This window comes from Curtobacterium sp. MCLR17_045 (assembly GCF_003234405.1).
GTDB classification, from domain to species: Bacteria; Actinomycetota; Actinomycetes; order Actinomycetales; family Microbacteriaceae; genus Curtobacterium; species Curtobacterium flaccumfaciens.
In genome coordinates this window covers 87,207-103,294 of the sequence record NZ_QKTB01000011.1, presented here as the reverse complement: position 1 = coordinate 103,294, position 16,088 = coordinate 87,207, and the positions used below count along the sequence as shown (strand labels likewise).

The 16,088-nt window shown below is 70.3% G+C and carries 14 protein-coding genes and 2 tRNA genes; 14 read left to right on the top strand and 2 right to left on the bottom strand.

Annotation, left to right across the window (positions count from 1 at the left end):
• Positions 1–309: 309 nt before the first annotated feature.
• The 7 genes from DEJ05_RS09525 to DEJ05_RS09495 all read left to right on the top strand — a co-directional run bounded on the left by DEJ05_RS09525 (position 310) and on the right by DEJ05_RS09495 (position 8,115).
• Entirely contained in the window at positions 310–1,926 is a 1,617-nt protein-coding gene (locus tag DEJ05_RS09525) for an ABC transporter substrate-binding protein (RefSeq protein ID WP_071405356.1), read from the top strand.
• Positions 1,927–2,010: 84 nt separating this feature from the next.
• Positions 2,011–3,120 (top strand): ABC transporter permease, encoded by a 1,110-nt coding sequence (locus DEJ05_RS09520; protein WP_372439454.1) that lies wholly within the window; start codon positions 2,011–2,013, stop codon positions 3,118–3,120.
• Positions 3,121–3,122: 2 nt separating this feature from the next.
• Complete coding sequence (locus tag DEJ05_RS09515) at positions 3,123–4,148, top strand: ABC transporter permease (RefSeq protein ID WP_111030259.1); 1,026 nt, start codon at positions 3,123–3,125, stop codon at positions 4,146–4,148.
• Positions 4,145–5,842 (top strand): ABC transporter ATP-binding protein, encoded by a 1,698-nt coding sequence (locus DEJ05_RS09510; protein ID WP_110864663.1) that lies wholly within the window; start codon positions 4,145–4,147, stop codon positions 5,840–5,842. Before DEJ05_RS09515 ends, DEJ05_RS09510 begins: the two co-directional genes overlap by 4 nt.
• Before the next feature lie 148 nt (positions 5,843–5,990).
• Complete coding sequence (locus DEJ05_RS09505) at positions 5,991–6,920, top strand: ATP-binding cassette domain-containing protein (protein WP_110864664.1); 930 nt, start codon at positions 5,991–5,993, stop codon at positions 6,918–6,920.
• Positions 6,917–7,927, top strand: a complete 1,011-nt coding sequence (locus DEJ05_RS09500) for a D-isomer specific 2-hydroxyacid dehydrogenase family protein (protein ID WP_258370577.1) — start codon at positions 6,917–6,919, stop codon at positions 7,925–7,927. The genes DEJ05_RS09505 and DEJ05_RS09500 overlap by 4 nt, the downstream gene beginning before the upstream one ends.
• A 115-nt stretch (positions 7,928–8,042) precedes the next feature.
• A tRNA-Asn gene (locus DEJ05_RS09495) sits at positions 8,043–8,115 on the top strand.
• 201 nt (positions 8,116–8,316) lie between these two features.
• On the opposite strand, the gene DEJ05_RS09490 is transcribed toward DEJ05_RS09495, so the two are convergent.
• On the bottom strand, positions 8,317–9,828 hold the full coding sequence (locus DEJ05_RS09490) for a glycosyltransferase family 39 protein (RefSeq protein WP_111030258.1): 1,512 nt from the start codon (positions 9,826–9,828) through the stop codon (positions 8,317–8,319).
• Between the two features lie 52 nt (positions 9,829–9,880).
• Here DEJ05_RS09490 and DEJ05_RS09485 point away from each other — a divergent pair, with 52 nt between their 5' ends.
• The gene (locus DEJ05_RS09485) at positions 9,881–10,369 is read left to right on the top strand and encodes a hypothetical protein (RefSeq protein ID WP_071405350.1); all 489 of its coding nucleotides are present in this window, start codon (positions 9,881–9,883) and stop codon (positions 10,367–10,369) included.
• A 70-nt stretch (positions 10,370–10,439) separates the two neighbouring features.
• Here the strand turns inward: DEJ05_RS09485 and def are convergent, their stop codons facing one another.
• The gene (gene def, locus DEJ05_RS09480) at positions 10,440–11,015 is read right to left on the bottom strand and encodes a peptide deformylase (RefSeq protein ID WP_071405349.1); all 576 of its coding nucleotides are present in this window, start codon (positions 11,013–11,015) and stop codon (positions 10,440–10,442) included.
• Positions 11,016–11,054: 39 nt separating this feature from the next.
• Between def and DEJ05_RS09475 the strand changes: the two genes are divergently transcribed.
• From DEJ05_RS09475 to DEJ05_RS09450, 6 genes are all read left to right on the top strand, one after another.
• Positions 11,055–11,969 carry a DMT family transporter gene (locus DEJ05_RS09475; protein WP_181433117.1) on the top strand — a complete coding sequence of 305 codons (915 nt, stop codon included), beginning with the start codon at positions 11,055–11,057 and terminating at the stop codon, positions 11,967–11,969.
• Positions 11,970–12,081: 112 nt separating this feature from the next.
• Positions 12,082–13,293, top strand: coding sequence for a glycosyltransferase (locus DEJ05_RS09470; RefSeq protein WP_111030257.1), 1,212 nt, complete (start codon positions 12,082–12,084; stop codon positions 13,291–13,293).
• A gap of 13 nt (positions 13,294–13,306) precedes the next feature.
• Positions 13,307–13,381: transfer RNA gene (locus tag DEJ05_RS09465), tRNA-Ile, on the top strand.
• A gap of 7 nt (positions 13,382–13,388) precedes the next feature.
• Complete coding sequence (locus DEJ05_RS09460) at positions 13,389–14,513, top strand: AI-2E family transporter (RefSeq protein WP_181433116.1); 1,125 nt, start codon at positions 13,389–13,391, stop codon at positions 14,511–14,513.
• The gene (locus DEJ05_RS09455; protein ID WP_111030256.1) at positions 14,510–15,355 is read left to right on the top strand and encodes a DUF1684 domain-containing protein; all 846 of its coding nucleotides are present in this window, start codon (positions 14,510–14,512) and stop codon (positions 15,353–15,355) included. The genes DEJ05_RS09460 and DEJ05_RS09455 overlap by 4 nt, the downstream gene beginning before the upstream one ends.
• A 179-nt stretch (positions 15,356–15,534) precedes the next feature.
• Positions 15,535–16,014 carry a DUF3145 domain-containing protein gene (locus DEJ05_RS09450; protein ID WP_081827276.1) on the top strand — a complete coding sequence of 160 codons (480 nt, stop codon included), beginning with the start codon at positions 15,535–15,537 and terminating at the stop codon, positions 16,012–16,014.
• Positions 16,015–16,088 lie beyond the last annotated feature (74 nt).

The following is a 16,088-nucleotide window of genomic DNA, read 5'->3' as shown; positions in this document are numbered from 1 at the left end:
GTATAAGAGACAGGGGGTGGGGCTCCCGGCTGGGCGGCCGAGATCGCACGAACCGTCGCTCGACAGGCGCTTTCGAGTGCCAGACCGCCTCGGTTGCACCACGCAACTTTCGTGCGTGACGCGCCGCTCGACTCCGGCGGAATCATGCATCACGCGGCGGGCCCGTGCATTACAGCGGTGTAAACAAATCGCCCCCGGTTCGTTCTGTTCCGTGACAGGGTGATACCAATGAGCGTTCCTGGCCGGGCACACAGACGTTCCACCCTCCGGCTCAGGACTCTTGCAATCATGACCAGAGAGGCAGCGGACATGGCATCCGTGACCAAGTGGGGCAAGCGCGGCATCGCGCTCGGCGCCGGTGCAGCAGCGACGGCGCTGGTGCTGACCGGCTGCGCGAGCAGCAGCGTGAGTGACACCGAACTGAACGGCCTGAGCATCGGGACGACGGACAAGATCACGTCCCTCGACCCGGCCGGTTCCTACGACAACGGCTCCTTCGCCGTGCAGAACCAGGTGTTCCCGTTCCTGATGAACACGCCCGTGGGGAGCCCGGACGTCGAGCCGGACATCGCCACGAAGGCGGAGTTCACGAACCCGACCACCTACGAGGTCACCCTCAAGGACGGGCTCGAGTTCGCGAACGGCAACAAGCTCACGTCGAGCGACGTGAAGTTCTCGTTCGACCGCGAGCTGAAGATCAACAACGAGAACGGTCCGCAGTCGCTGCTGGCCAACCTCAAGAGCATCGACACCCCGGACGACACCACCGTGGTGTTCAACCTCGACCACGCCGACCAGACCTGGCCGCAGGTGCTCTCGAGCCCCGCGGGTCCGATCGTCGACGAGGACGTCTTCAGCGCGACGAAACTCACCAGCGCCGACGACATCGTCAAGGGCAAGGCCTTCGCCGGGCAGTACCAGATCAGCTCCTACAAGGAGAACGACACGATCCAGTACAAGACGAACCCGAAGTACGACGGCCTGCTCGGCAAGGCGAAGACCGACGAGGTCACCGCCAGCTACTACACCAAGGAGACCGACCTCAAGCTCGCCGTGCAGAAGGGCGACGTCGACGTGGCGTACCGCTCCCTGACGCCGACCGACATCTCGGACCTGCGCAAGGACGACTCCCTCAAGGTCACCGACGGCCCCGGCGGCGAGATCCGCTACGTGGTCTTCAACTTCAAGACGCAGCCGTTCGGCACCGGGCAGGACGACGCCGACGAGGCGAAGGCCCTGGCCGTGCGCCAGGCCGCGGCCGACGTGGTCGACCGTGCCCAGCTCGCGAAGGAGGTCTACAACGACACCTTCACCCCGCTGTACTCGATGGTCCCGGACGGCCTGACCGGCGCGGTCCAGCCGTTCAAGGAGATGTACGGCGACGGCGACGGCGGCGCGGACGTGTCCAAGGCGAAGAAGACGCTGTCGGACGCCGGCGTCAAGGGCAAGGTGCAGCTCGACATCCAGTACGCGCCCGACCACTACGGTTCGGCCTCGGACGACGAGTACGCGCTGCTCAAGCAGCAGCTCGAGGACTCCGGTCTGTTCACCGTCAACATCCAGTCGACGGTCTACACGACCTACGCCCAGGAGCGCACCAAGGACGCCTACCCCGTGTACCAGCTCGGCTGGTTCCCGGACTTCTCCGACGCCGACAACTACCTGTCGCCGTTCTTCACCAAGGAGAACTTCGTCCAGAACCACTACGACGACCCGGAGATCCAGGACCTCATCGCGAAGGAGCAGGCCGAGTCCGACCCGGACAAGCGTGCTGACCTGATCGAGCAGGCCCAGGAGCGCGAGGCCACCCAGATCTCGACGCTGCCGCTGCTGCAGGGCAAGTCCGTCGCGGTCGCCGGCAAGGACGTCAAGGGCCTGACCCTCGACGCCTCGTTCAAGTTCCGGTACGCCACCCTGAGCAAGTAGCACCAAGCCCCACGTGCAGGCCGCGGGCGTTCCCACGAGGGACGCCCGCGTGCCTGTGCAACGGCGACGAAAGGCACACACCCCGTGACCCTCAGCACTCCCGAGGCGACGCAGGACGTGAACGGCACCGATCCCACCAAGCCACAGGCACAACGCAGTGCCAAGAACAGTGGTGGCGGACTCGGCCGGTACATCCTCGTCAGGTTCCTCCTCATCATCCCGACCGTCTTCATCCTGGTGACGCTCGTGTTCTTCCTGATGCGCGTCATCGGGAACCCGATCACCGCGTCGGTCGGCGGTCGACTCACGCCCAGCCAGCTGCAGGAACGCCTGCACGCGGCCGGGTACGACCGGCCGGTGCTCGTGCAGTACTTCGAGTACCTCGGCAACATCCTGCGCGGCGACTTCGGCACCTCGTCGACGGACAACCGTCCGATCACCGACATCATCGTCACGTACGGCGGTGCGACGGCGGAGCTCGTGTTCTACGCGCTCATCGTCGCGCTGGTGCTCGGCATCCCGCTCGGCATGCTCGCCGCGTACACGCGTGACAAGTGGCCGGACGTGCTGCTCCGCGCGCTGGCGATCCTGACCTACGCCACGCCGGTGTTCTTCGGTGGTCTGCTGCTCAAGCTCGTGTTCTCGGTGTGGCTCGGCTGGTTGCCCCTCGGCGACCGGGCCTCGACCCGGGTGTCGCTCATCCTGGACGGCATCCCCGGCGCGAGCGGCATCTACATCATCGACGCGCTCCGCACCGGCAACGCCCAGGTCATCGGCGACGTGCTCCAGCACGCCGTCCTGCCCGCGCTGACGCTCGGCCTGCTCACCGCCGGCATCTTCCTGCGCCTGGTGCGCGCGAACATGATCGGGTCGCTCGGCTCCGAGTACGTCGACGCCGCCCGGTCCCGCGGTGTGCGCGAGTCGCGCTTGGTGCGCACTCACGCGTTCCGTCCGGCACTCGTGCCGATCATCACCGTGATGGGGCTGCAGATCGCGATGCTCCTGGGCGGCTCGGTGCTCACCGAGACGACCTTCGGGTGGCGCGGTCTGGGCTTCGAGCTCAACCAGTACCTGTCGGCCCGTGACTTCGTCGCGGTGCAGGGCATCGTCGCGATGCTGGCGGTGATCGTCGCGGTGACCAACTTCATCGTCGACGTCGTCGCCGCCCTGATCGACCCGAGAGTGAGGTTCTGACGATGGCCGACACCACCCTCGTCGACCGCCACGAGCCGCTCTGGAAGCGGCTCCCCGTGGTGGTCCAGCTCCGCCGGAGCACCGGCTGGCAGCGCGCCATGCTCATCGTCGGCGTGGTCATCTGCGCCCTCTACCTGCTCGTCGCGGTCTTCGCACCGCTCCTCGCCCCGTACGGCTTCGGCCAGCTGCAGGGCGCGGACGGGCAGAGCTTCCCGCGCACCGGCGCACCGAGTGCCGAGCACATCTGGGGCACGACGGTCGGCGGCTTCGACGTGTTCAGTCGCGTGCTCTACGGCGCCCGCACGGCCGTGCTCGTCGTCATCGTCGCCGTGATCGTCTCGATCATCGTCGGCGTCCTGCTCGGCATGGTCTCCGGGTACCTGGGCGGCTGGCTCGACCGCGTCCTGGTGGTCGTGGCCGACGCCATCTACGCGTTCCCGTCGCTGCTGCTCGCGATCATCGTGTCGATCGTCATCTCCGGCGGCAACTCGAGCTACTCGGGCGGCATCATCGCGGCGGCGATCTCGATCACCGTCGTGTACGTGCCGCAGTACTTCCGCGTGGTCCGCGCCGAGGCCGTCCGGCTGAAGAACGACGCGTTCGTCGAGTCGGCGCGCGTGATGGGCACGAACCCGTGGCGCATCATGACGCGTCACGTCCTGCGGAACTCGACCCGTTCGCTGCCGCTCATCCTGACGCTCAACGCGAGCGACGCGATCCTGACCCTGGCCGGCCTCGGCTTCCTCGGGTTCGGCATCGGCCCGACGTCCGGCGCCGAGTGGGGCTACGACCTGAGCCGTGCACTCTCGGACGTCGCGAGCGGCGTCTGGTGGACCGGTGTCTACCCGGGTGTCGCGATCGTGGTGCTCGTGCTCGGTGTGACCTTCATCGGCGAGAGCCTGAACGACATCTCCGACCCCCGCCTGCGTGCACGCCGACGCCTGAAGCAGCTCGTGTCGACGCGCGACACGCGCAACCCCGAGGCACCGCGCACCGCCGGGAACGACACGGAAGGGACGGGCGCATGACCCCGACCACCCGCCTGCAACCGGGCGACACCACCACCGAGCCGGTCGTCGTCGTCGACGACCTGACCGTCACCTTCGCGACCGACGGCGGCGCCGTCGACGCGGTCAAGGGCGTCAGCCTCGACGTCCGCCCCGGCGAGGTCCTCGCCCTGGTCGGCGAGTCCGGCTCGGGCAAGTCCGTCACGGCCCGCAGCATGCTGCGGCTCATGCCGGAGACGGCGACACTCGGCGGCGCGGTGCTGCTCGACGGCACCGACGTCGTGTCGGTCGGCTCGCAGAAGCTCCGCGAGCTCCGCGGGACCGCCGGCGCGATGGTGTTCCAGGAGCCGTCGACCGCGCTCAACCCGGTCTTCACCGTCGGGTGGCAGATCGCCGAGGGGCTCCGTGCCCACGGCGGCGTGTCCAAGAAGGAAGCACGGGCGAAGGCCATCGACTACCTCGGTCGCGTCGGCATCCCCGACCCCGAGACCCGCGTCGACCACTACCCGCACCAGTTCTCCGGCGGGCAGAAGCAGCGCGTGGTCATCGCGAGCGCACTGGCCCTCGAGCCGAGCGTCATCATCGCGGACGAACCGACGACGGCACTCGACGTCACGGTGCAGGCCGAGATCCTCGACCTGCTGCGCCGGTGCCGCGACGAGTTCGGCACCGCGATCGTCGTCATCACGCACAACATGGGCGTGGTCGCCGACCTGGCCGACCGCGTCGCCGTGATGTACCAGGGCGAGATCGTCGAGGAAGCGACGGCGACGGCACTCTTCGCGACGCCCCAGGCCGACTACACCAAGCGGCTGCTCGCGGCGGTCCCTCGGCTCGAGGCGTCCACCGGGGTGGCCCGGCGCGCCGCGATCTCCGAGGACGTCACGCCGCTGGTCGAGGCGAAGGGACTCGAGATCGAGTACCCCGGGCGGCTCGGCTCGCCGGCGTTCAAGGCGGTCAAGGGCGTCGACCTGGCGATCCGTCCCGGTGAGGTCCTCGGCCTGGTGGGGGAGTCCGGCTCGGGCAAGACCACCATCGGCCGGGCCATGGCGGGCCTGACGAAGGTCACCGGCGGCTCGCTCAAGGTCCTCGGCGCCGAGATGCTCGGGTACCGCGAACGCGACTTCAAGCACCTGCGCAAGGACATCGGCTTCGTGTTCCAGGACCCGGCGACCTCGTTCAACCCGCTGCTGACGATCGCCGAGTGCGTCGCCGAGCCGCTGGTCGTGCACAAGGAGGTCTCGAGCCCCCGTGCCGCGCGCAAGCGGGTGGACGAGCTGCTCGAGGCCGTGCAGCTGCCGGCCGCCTACGGCGACCGCTACCCGCACGAGCTCTCCGGCGGGCAGCGCCAGCGTGCATCGCTCGCCCGGTCGCTCGCGCTCCGGCCGAAGCTGCTCATCGCCGACGAGCCGACGAGTGCGCTCGACGTCTCCGTGCAGGCCCGGGTGCTCGAGCTCTTCCTCGAGCTGCAGCAGGACCTCGGCTTCGCCTCGCTGTTCATCAGCCACGACCTCGCGGTCGTCGGCGCGCTGTCCGACCGGATCGCGGTGCTGTACCGCGGCGACCTGGTCGAGACGGGCACGACGGCGCAGGTCCTCGGCGCGCCGCAGCACCCCTACACGCAGCGGCTCCTCGCGTCGCTGCCGGTGCCGGACCCAGCCGAGCAGGCGGAGCGACGGCGTACGCTGGAGCGACTGGAGAACGTCGGGTCCTGACCCGACGTGACCCGCCCTGGAGGCCCGCCCAGCGTCGTCGACGCACGCCGGGCCTCCAGGGCGGTCGTCTCCACTGCTGCACGCACGACGGACCTGCCAGGGCGGCCCGTCGCGAACCGCCGCCAGGGGGCGGCGTGGAAGGGGACCCATGATCGCGGTCAACGGACCGGCGGTCGTCGCGGACGACGTGTCGATCGAGTACCGGGGCGGACGCGGGGGCGAGTCCATCCGGGCCGTCGACGGCGTGAGCCTCACGGTCCGGCAGGGGGAGATCCTCGCCCTGCTCGGTGAGTCGGGATCGGGCAAGTCGACCTTCGCCGCCGCCATCGCCGGCCAGCTCGGATCCCACGGCGAGGGCGAGGGCGCCCTCCGTCGGCACATCGTCGGCGGCGAGCTGACCGTGCTCGGCCAGAAGACCCGGGGCCTCCGTCCCTCGTCGCGCAAGCTCGAACGGCTGAGCGGCCGGATCGGGTACCTGCCGCAGGACGGCGCCGACCGGCTCAGCCCGGACCTGACCGTCGGCGAGGCCGTCGCCGAGCCGATCTACGCCCGCGACCGCCGGTTCGACCGGCGCGAGGCCGGGCTCATCGTCGCCCGGCTGCTCGACGCGGTGCACCTGCCGCTCGGGGCGATGCGCCTGAACACCTGGGAGCTCTCGAGCGGGCAGCGTCAGCGTGTCGCCCTGGCGAAGGCGCTCGTGCTCGAGCCCCAGCTGCTGGTCGCGGACGAACCGGCGCGTGGCGTCGACGTACTCGTGCGGCAGTCCGTGCTCGAGGCCCTGGCGACCCTGCAGCGCGGCCGGCAGTTCTCTGCCGTCGTCGTGTCCAGCGACCTGCGCGAGGCCCGCGCCCTCGCCGACCGCGTCGCCGTGATGGCCGATGCCCGGCTCGTCGGGCTCGGCACCTTCGACGAGGTCCTCGACAACCCGGTCGACCCCTACGTGAAGACCCTCGCCTCGACCGCGGCCCGCGGCGTGAAGCGTCGTCCGGCACCGACGACGGCCCGCCGTTCGTCCGCGCCGCGCCGTCCGCTCGCCGCCGGCACCGGCCCGCGCACCGACCGTCAGGAGAACGCGTGAGCACCACCGACCAGCGCCCCCGCGGCCACCGCGCCGTCGTCCCCACGTCGGGTGCACCGCTGCCGATCGACGCTCCGCAGCCCGGGCCGGTCGCCGTGCTGCCGGAACCGACGGACCTGCACGTGGACGCCGTGACCGAGGCCGGCGGCACCGTCGCGCCGCTCGACGCCGACACCCGCGGGGTCGTCTGGCTCGACCCCCGCGACCCGGCCGGCCTCGCCGACGCGCTGTCGTCGGCACCGGGGGTGGGGTGGGTGCAGCTGCCGTTCGCCGGCGTCGACGCCTTCGCGCACCTGATCCAGGAGCACGGCGACCGCGTGCTGTTCACCTCGGCCAAGGGTGCCTACGCGGAGCCGGTCGCCGAGCACGCGCTGGCGTTGACCCTCGGCACGCTCCGGGTCCTGCAGAAGCGCGCTCGTGCGTCGTCGTGGGCGACCGAGCCCGAGGGTGTCTCGCTGTACGGGCGGAACGTCGTCGTGATCGGTGCCGGCGGGATCGCCCTCGAGTACCTCCGGCTGCTCGCGCCGTTCGACGTCGACGTCACGGTCGTGCGCCGCTCGCCCGAGCCCGTGCCCGGAGCCGCGCGGACCGTCACCACCGACGAGCTCGACCGGGTCCTGCCCGACGCCGACGTCGTGATGATCGCGGCGGCGATGACCTCGGGCACCGCGAAGCTCTTCGGCGAGCAGCAGTTCCGCATCATGAAGCCGTCCGCCCGGCTCGTGAACATCGCCCGCGGGGGCCTCGTGGACACCGATGCACTGGTCGCCGCCCTGCGCGCGGGGGAGATCGCCGCGGTCGGCCTCGACGTCACCGATCCCGAGCCGCTGCCCGACGGGCACCCGCTGTGGTCGGAGCCCGGCGCGGTCATCACCCCGCACCAGGCCGACACCCCGGAGATGGTCGCACCGCTGCTCGCCGAGCGCGTCCGGCTCAACGCCGCGGCGTTCCTCGGGGGCGACGGCGAGGGCTTCGTCGGCGTCGTCGACCCGGTCGCCGGGTACTGACACGGGGGCCTCGGGGCGCGGCGCGCCCGGGCGGCGTGTCCGATGCGGTGGAGGGCCTCGGCGTCCTGCTATGCTGTTACCCGTTGTTCGCACGTCATTCGCCAGCGGACAGTGATCCTCGATAGCTCAATTGGCAGAGCAGCCGGCTGTTAACCGGCAGGTTGTTGGTTCGAGTCCAACTCGGGGAGCGACAGGTCCTCATCCCTTCGGGGGTGGGGACCTTTTGCGTTGCGGACGGTGAGGAAGACGCCGGCGTCTTCGATGCACCCCGCCCCGTGCTCGAGACGCCTCCGGATTCGGCGGTGTCTCGCCGGTTCGGGTGCGTCCTGACAGGACGCCGGCGTGTGCGCGGGACGCCGGCGTCTGCGCGGGACGCCGGCGTGTGCGGGTCAGCGGTCGTCGGGCTCTTCGGGCTCGATGCTGAGGGTGCCGTCACGGTTGTTGTCGTTGATCACGCCGGTCTTCGTGACGTAGACGTCCAGGTAGTCGAGCCGGAAGTGCTCGAGCTGGTCGTCGTACTCCGTCAGGAACGTGCGGACCTGCTTCGGCATGGGGCGCCGGTCGTCGTGGCCGACCACCACCGCGTCGAACGGTCCGAGCTGCGGCTTCTGCGTGCCACGGTCGCCGAAGTAGATGCGCCAGGTGTTCGCGCTGAACCGGGCGAACAGGACGTTCTCGTCGTCCTTGCCACGGACCTCGAGCGCGTCCGTCAACATCGCGATCCCGCTCGGACGGGTCTGCACGACGGCGACGCCCAGCCGTGCGACCGGGATGAGCAGCGCGGCGACGAGCACTGCCGCCGCAATGCGTCCGACGGGCGGCCGGACGGTCGCCAGTCGCCCGTACCCGATCGCCGCCAAGGCGATGATGAACGGCATCCACGCGTCGTAGTAGTACGGCAGCGAGACGTTGGCGACGATGACGTAGAAGACGAGGAAGACACCGAGGGCGATGCCGAGGTACGCGACCAGGCGGTCCGGTCGGACGACGAGGGCGGCGACCACACCGATGGTCAGGACGGTGAGCAGCAACCAGCCCGTGCCGTCGGCGAGGAAGGCGAAGTTCGCCCACCACGGTGCCGCCGGGTAGATCGTCCCGAGGATGGTCGTCGGGTGCCCGTGGGCGTTCTGCTGCGCCTGGAACCGGAGCATCTGCCCGATGGCCCCGAAGAGCCCGACCGGCAGGTAGACGACCACGAACACGACCACGAACGCGATGCCGCCGTACAGCGCACCGACCCCCAGGTCGCGCCACCGACGGAACAGCAGCGGGAGTGCTCCCACGGCGAGGACGAGCACTGCCGTCGACACCTTCGAGGTCACGGACAGTGCGAGCAGCGCACCCGATGCGGCCACCCACCACCGGTTGCCGGTCCGCATCCAGCGCCAGGCCGCGGCGAGCGAGGCGACGGCGAAGAAGACCATGAGGGGTTCGAGCATCGCGAACCGGTCGATGCGGACACCGATGACCGACCCGGCTTCCGCCCAGGACGAGCCCGAGCCACGCGGCGTCAGCCACCACATCGCCGCCGCGGTCAGGCCGGTCCAGAAGCCGACTTCGCGTCGCAGCCAGAGGAACAGGACGACACCCGTGCCGAGCATCGCGGTCGCAGCCACCAGCCTCGGCCCGAGCGGCCCCTGTCCCACCAGGAGCTGCGCCACGCCGTACACGTACTTCGCGAGCGGCGGGTGCTCGAGGTTGAGCGAGAAGTTCCCGTGCACGTAGGCCCAGCTCGCGCGGAGGTACACGAACTCGTCGTTCACGATGGTCGGACGGCCGAGGTGCCAGTAGGCGACGAACACAGCAGCCAGGGCGACGACCACGAGGGCCGTCGCACGGACGGGGCGGGAGTGCAGGCGGGGGATGAGGACCTCCAGGACAGGGCGATGCCGGACCATCATCGCAGGAGCCGCCGTACGGGTCGTCCGCAGCGCTTGCTGTTAGCGTTCACAGGTGCACCGTTCCCGTTCGCCTCGACTCACGCTCCTCGGTGTCGTCGTCGCCGTGACGGCGGTGCTCACCGGCTGCAGCAGTGTCGGCCCGGACACCGACGCGTCCGAGGACCCGACGAGCTCGGACACCGGCCTGGGCTCGGGCGCGTCGCCCGTGGTCTTCGCGTTCGTCTGCGCCGCCGACGGATCGGACAGCGAGACCTACACCACCTACTCGGCGGTGTGGGAGGCCGAGCGCGCCGACTGCTCGGCGAAGCGCCTGACCGGGTCGGTGCCGTCGAGCCAGCAGCAGGCCGCGGTGGCGGCGGCGCGCGGTGACGCGACCCTGGTCGAGCTCGCGAGCACGTGCGCGGTCCGCGGCTCGGCGCCGTGGACGTCGGCGGTCGCCGACGCGCGCGGTGCGCACGTGGCCGCCGGGCTCCTGCGGTACTGCCCGGGGCACCCGGAGACCGACCGCCTGCGGGACGCACTGGCTGCCTACCGGGGCTGAGCCGGGCCTCCAGGCCGCCCGCCGGACCAGCGACGGGCTGGACGGCACCGGGTGCCGACGCCGACGGGCGTCAGCCCTCGGGGTGGTCGCGACCCGGCAACCAGGACTGGCCGGGGCCGCCCCAGCTGCTCTTGCGGATCGCCTTGGCGACCTGCTTACCGTAGGGGTGCACCAGGCGGTCGGCGTAGAGCCAGCCGTCCAGGTGGTCGTACTCGTGCTGGAAGATCCGGGCCAGCCAGCCGTGCGCCTCGACCTCGAACGGGGTGCCGTGCTCGTCGAAGGCCCGAAGCAGGGCGCCCTCGGAGCGGCGGAGCGGGAACCGCTCACCAGGGATCGACAGGCAGCCCTCGGACTCCTCGTCCTCGTCGAGCTCCTCGACGGACTCGGGGACCGGGGGCGTGATCCACAGGACGGGGTTCACGGCGGCGCCCCGGTGCAGGACGTCGTCGTCGTCGGTGTAGGAGTACACGAACAGGCGCTTGCCGACGCCCACCTGCGGACCGGCCAGGCCGACGCCCGGTGCCAGGTCCATGGTCTCGAGCATGTCGGCGACGAGGGTGCGGAGGTCGTCATCGAACGCGGTGACCTCGGCTGCACGCTCGTGCAGGACGGGTTCGCCGGTGATGCGGATCGGGAGAACGGCCATTCACCCAGGTTATCCGGCGGGGGACGGTAGCCTCGACGCGTGACGACGGACCTCCAGCTGCCCGACGCCGTGAGCAACCTCACGCCGTTCCAGGCGCTGATGATCCCGGTGGCGCTGATCGGTGCGGTGTTCCTGTCGCTCGGGGCGCAGTTCCAGAGCCGCGGGGTCCAGCGGGTCGAGGCGCGTCTCGGTCGGCAGTCGAAGGGGCTGAGCGTCCGACACGTCGTCGGGCTCGTCTCGAGCGGCTACTGGGTGCTCGGCACGCTCATGCTCGGCATCGCGGTGGTGCTCCAGCTCATCAGCATCACGTTCGCGCCCCTGATCGTCGTGCAGCCCCTGGGTGCTGTGGCCCTCGTCATCACGACGTGGTTCTCGTCGCGGTCGTCGGGTGTGCCGCTCGGTCGGCGTGCGCGGCGGGCCGTGTGGACGTGCATCATCGGTGTCGGCATCTTCGTCGGGATCGCGGCGTTCGTCGGGCACGAGAGCGCGATCACCCGCCAGCAGCTCGTCACCGTGCTGGTGATCCTCGCCGTCGTGCTGGTACTCGTGCTGGTGTCGTTCCGGTTGGTCGCCAAGCACCGCAGTGCGCTCTACTACATCGTCGGGGCGGGGGTGCTCTACGGGTTCGTGGCGACGCTGGCCAAGGTGGTGCTGAACCGGTTCGTGAACGGCACCTTCGACTGGTTGACCGTGCTCGCCATCGTCGGGGTGGTCGTGGCGGCGTCGCTCGGCGGGTACTTCGTGCAGAACGCGTACTCGAGCGGCTCGGCCGACCTCGTGATCGCGGGGTTGACGGTGATCGACCCGATCGTCGCGGTCGGCATCGGCGTGATCGTGCTCGGCGAGGCCTCGGGGGCGCCGTGGTTCGCGGTCGCGGGCTTCGTGGTGGCCGCGGGCATCGCCATCACCGGGGTGTTCCTGCTCGCCAAGCACCACCCGCAGAGCCGGGGCTGACGCAGCGCGTCCGGTGGTGCCGCCCTCATCCGCGCGGCTGACGCGACCGTCGATCCTGGTGCGATAGCGTCACTGCCGACCAGCCATCGCCCACGAGAGGACGAACTCAGCCGTGTCAGGAGACGCCACCACCGCCACCGCCGGACCGACGGAAGCGACGGGCGGTCACCGACCGTTGCGCGTGCTGATCGCAGCGGACACCTTCGCCCCCGACGTCAACGGCGCCGCCACCTTCGCCGAGCAGCTCGCTGTCGGCCTGGCCGAGCGCGGGCACGAGGTGCACGTCGTGGCCCCGGCCTCGAGCCGCCACTACGGCACCTTCGACGAGGAGCACCACGGCGTCACGCTCGTCGTGCACCGCCTGAAGTCGTACAAGTGGCCGCTGCACCCGTGGCTGCGCTTCGTGTGGCCGTGGAGCGTCCGGAAGTGGACCGCCCCGATCCTCGACGCCGTCAAGCCGGACGTGCTGCACATCCAGTCGCACGTGGTCATCGGCCGCGGCATCGTGCACGAGGCGAACGACCGCGGCATCCGGGTCATCGCGACGAACCACTTCATGCCGGAGAACCTGCTCGAGTACACGCCGTTCGGCAAGTGGACGCTGCCCCTCGCGCTGAAGATCGCGTGGAGCGACGCCGCCAAGACCTACCGGCTGGCGGACACCATCACGACGCCGACGAACCTGGCCGCCGACTACCTGCGGAAGGCCATCGCCGGCCAGCAGGTCCTCGCGATCTCGTGCGGCATCGACGCGTCCCGGTACGTGGCGCGCGAGGGACGCCCGGTCAACAACGACATCGTCTTCGTGGGCCGTGTGGCCCCCGAGAAGAACCTCGACGTGCTCGTCCGCGCGGTGGCGCTGCTGCCCGCCGAGCTGTCGGCGACGCTGACCATCGTCGGCGACGGCGAGATGATCCCGAAGCTGACCGCGTTGGCGAAGGAGCTCGGGCTCGAGGACCGCGTGCGGTTCCTGGGGTTCGTCTCCGACGAGCGCAAGCAGGAGGCCCTGACCAACGCGACGGTGTTCGCGATGCCGTCGACGGCGGAACTGCAGAGCATCTCGTCGCTCGAGGGGATGGCGTCCGGGCTGCCGGTCGTCGCCGCCGACTCGATGGCGCTGCCGCACCTGATCGACGGCAACGGGTACCTGTTCACCCCGGGCGACGTGGACGACCTGGCGGCGAAGCTCACGACGGTGCTCACCGCGCCCGAGTCGGAGTACGTGGCGATGCGGGATCGCAGTCTGGCCATGATCGAGGCACACGACATCAACCGCACGCTGTCGACGTTCGAGTCGCTGTATCGTGGTGAGCCGGTGGCCTGAGGGTCTCCGGCGAGGGGCGGTAGCCAAGCTGGTCAAGGCAGTCGGCTCATAACCGAACGATCCGCGGGTTCGAGTCCCGCCCGCCCTACGTGCACATGCCAAGGAAGCGCGACACGTCGCAGGACGACCACGCACCGACACCGAACGTCACCTTCGAGGTGACCCGTGGCGGTACCGGTGTGCGCGTGAACGCCTTCCGTCTCGGGTTCATGGGTGCCATCGGGGTGCTCGTCGCGCTGCTCGCCGGTGCGATCATCAACGAGCTCAGCACGGTCCTGGTCTACATCGGGGTCGCGCTGTTCCTGGCACTCGGCATCGACCCGCTCGTGTCGTTCCTGGAGCGGATCATCCCGCGCTGGTCCGCCATCACGATCGTCGTGGTCGCCGTCCTCGGGGCCTTCGCCGGCATCGTGTTCGCCGTGGTGCCGATCCTGGTGGAACAGGCGTCGAACCTGATCCAGAACTTCCCCGACATCGTGCAGGACATCTCGCAGCAGCAGTGGGTGCAGGACCTGTCGAAGCAGTTCGCCGGGTCGTTCGACATCGACCACGCCCTGCAGTCGCTGCAGTCGTTCGTCGAGAAGCCGGGCAACCTGCTCAGCGTCGGCGGCGGGATCCTGGCGGTCGGCAGCGGCATCCTGTCCGGCGTCACCGGGGCGCTCATCGTCATCATCCTGATGCTCTACTTCCTCGCGTCGATGCGGGGCATGAAGCGTGCGACGTACCGGTTCGTGCCGGCGTCGCGCCGCCAGAACTTCATCGACGTGAGCGAGCAGATCACGCAGGCCGTCGGCCGCTACGTCGTCGGGCAGGTGTCGCAGGCGCTCATCAACGGCATCCTCAGCTTCATCTTCCTGATCATCATCGGGGCGCCGCTGCCCGTGCTGCTCGCGTCGTTCGCGTTCCTCGGTTCGCTCATCCCGCTCGTCGGCACGCTCGCCGCCGCGATCGTCATCTCGCTGCTCTGCTTCTTCGCGTCGCCGGCCACCGCCCTCGCCGCCGCCATCTACTACCTCGTCTACATGCAGGTCGAGGCCTACCTGATCTCCCCGCGCATCATGTCGCGGGCGGTCCAGGTGCCCGGCGCGCTCGTGGTCATCGCGGCGGTCGCGGGCGGCACGATCGGCGGCGTGCTCGGCGCACTCGTGGCGCTGCCCGTCGCGGCGTCGGTCATCATCATCGTGCAGAAGGTCATCTACCCCCGCCAGGAGCAGGCGTGACGAGCGGCACCGGCGCACCCGACGACGCGGTCGTCGCCGCCTTCGCCGAGCACGTCCACGACCGTGACCGCTGGGCGCGCAGTGTCCGTGGGCCGCTCGCCCTGGTGAACGCCCAGCACGTCGACCACCCGCAGCCGGTCTGGCCGGTCCCCGGGACGTGGGCCCCGGCCGTCGGCGGACTCACCGTGACGGCCGAGGCCTCCGACGGTGTCGTCGTCGACGGCGTCCCGGTCGACGGTTCGGTCCTGGTGGCCGGGGACACCGCCGTCGTGCCGTCGACCGTCGCGCTGCCGGACGGCTTCGCCGGCACCGTCAGCGGCGACACCCTGCGCGTCTGGGACCCGTCGTCCGAGGCGATCGCCCGCTTCGCGCAGATCGCCCGCTTCGCGTGGTCCGGCGACTGGGTGACGTCCGGCACGTACGTCCCGCTGGCGGGAGACGACCTGGAGGCCCGTGGCAGCGTCCGCGACGCCGCCGGCGACGCCCTGCCGGTCGCCGGACACGTCGAGACCGTCGTGGGTGGTGCAACGGTGCGGTTCGTCGCCGTCCGGTCGGCTGCCCACCGCGGAGCCCCGCGGCTGCAGCTCATCGTGCAGGACGCCACGAGTGCCCTGCCCGAGGACGACCCGGGCAGCACCTACTCGATGGGTCGGTTCCTGTACCTCGACGACCCCGGCATGCAGGCGACGGTCGAGCTCGACTGGAACCTGCTGGTCCTGCCGCCGTGCGCGTTCTCGTACCAGTACGCGTGCCCGATCCCACCGGAGGACAACCGCGTCCCGGTGCCGATCACGGCGGGGGAGCGACACCCGGTCGACGCCAACGGTGCCGTCCTGCACTGATCGGGGTCGGTTCCTTGCCGTTCCCAGCCGCAGCGCTGCATAATGGGCGTGTCCCGTCGGGACATCACAATCGCATACCGATGGTTCCGTGGCCCCTCGGGTCAGGATCCTCCGCACCAGGTCGATGGGGAAGTCGCACCTGACGTATCGGAGGAACCGTGAACGGAACGACGACAGGAGTGCTCTACGTGCACTCCTCACCCCGCGCGCTCTGCCCGCACGTCGAATGGGCAGCAGGTCGCGCGATGAACCGCGCCGTGAACTTCTCGTGGCTCGACCAGCCCGCGCAGGACGGTGCGCGCCGGACCGAGTACACGTGGACCGGTGCGGTGGGCGCCGGTGCCGCGATCGCGTCGGCCCTGCGCGGGTGGGAACACCTGCGGTACGAGGTCACCGAGGAGCCGACGAGCGCCTCGGACGGCGGTCGCTGGATGCACACGCCCGACCTCGGGGTGTTCTACGCGCAGACCGACGTCACGGGCAACATGGTCATCCCCGAGGACCGGGTGCGCTACGCGATGGAGGTCGCGGGCAGCAACGCCCTCGAGCTGCACCGTGAGCTCCGGCTCGCCCTCGGGCAGGCCTGGGACGACGAGCTCGAGCCCTTCCGCCACGCGGCCGAGGGCAACCCGGTCGTCTGGCTGCACCGCGTCGGCTGAGCCAACTCGCAACACGCCGGCGTCTCGGGTGCGCCGGACGCCGACGTCGGGTGCGCAACACGCCGGCGTGCTGT